This is a genomic window from Sporosarcina sp. E16_8 (genome assembly GCF_017347095.1).
Lineage (GTDB): Bacteria > Bacillota > Bacilli > Bacillales_A > Planococcaceae > Sporosarcina.
Genome location: NZ_JADPRZ010000123.1, coordinates 1 through 819, shown reverse-complemented (window position 1 = coordinate 819; position 819 = coordinate 1). Strand labels below are relative to the sequence as shown.

The following is an 819-nucleotide window of genomic DNA, read 5'->3' as shown; positions in this document are numbered from 1 at the left end:
TGGTTGGAAACCTCCCCGTTGGTTGGACACTTTGAGGATTTCGTTGGACACTTCGCCGAGTTTGTTGGAAAGCTCGGGGCTTTTGTTGGACACTCCAGAGAGTTTGTTGGAAGCCTCCCCGTTGGTTGCATACTTTGAGGATTTCGTTGGACACTTCGCCGGATTCGTTGGAAAGCTCGGGGCTTTTGTTGGAAACTTGCCCGAGTTGGTTGGAAACCTCCCCGTTGGTTGGACACTTTGAGGATTTCGTTGGACACTTGGCCGAGTTCGTTGGAAAGCTCCAGGCCTTTGTTGGACACTCCAGAGAGTTTGTTGGAAACCTCCCCGTTGGTTGGACACTTTGAGGATTTCGTTGGACACTTGGCCGAGTTCGTTGGAAAGCTCCAGGCCTTTGTTGGACACTTCGAAGGGTTTGTTGGAAACCTCCCCGTTGGTTGGACACTTTGAGGATTTCGTTGGACACTTGGCCGAGCTTGTTGGACAGCTCGGGGCTTTTGTTGGAAACTTCGAAGGGTTTGTTGGAAACCTCCCCGTTGGTTGGACAATTCGAAGATTTCGTTGGACACTTCGCCGAGTTCGTTGGACAGCTCGGGGCTTTTGTTGGAAACTTCGAAGGGTTTGTTGGAAACCTCCCCGTTGGTTGAACAATTCGAAGATTCCGTTGGACACTTCGCCGAGTTCGTTGGACAACTCCAGGCCTTTGTTGGAAACTTCGAAGGGTTTGTTGGAAACCTCCCCGTTGGTTGGACACTTCGAGGATTTCGTTGGACACTTGGCCGAGTTCGTTGGAAAGCTCCAGGCCTTTGTTGGACACTCAAG

General features: G+C 51.3%; 3 protein-coding genes. All 3 read left to right on the top strand.

Features of this window, described 5'->3' with window-relative positions; all coding sequences use genetic code 11:
• Nucleotides 1-249 precede the first annotated feature (249 nt).
• Nucleotides 250-447 (top strand): hypothetical protein, encoded by a 198-nt coding sequence (locus I2484_RS21150; protein ID WP_207152997.1) that lies wholly within the window; start codon nt 250-252, stop codon nt 445-447.
• A gap of 8 nt (nt 448-455) precedes the next feature.
• Complete coding sequence (locus I2484_RS21145; protein WP_207152996.1) at nt 456-644, top strand: hypothetical protein; 189 nt, start codon at nt 456-458, stop codon at nt 642-644.
• Nucleotides 637-819: hypothetical protein (locus I2484_RS21140; protein WP_207152995.1), on the top strand; the 183-nt coding region annotated here is incomplete at its 3' end. The genes I2484_RS21145 and I2484_RS21140, both read left to right, overlap by 8 nt.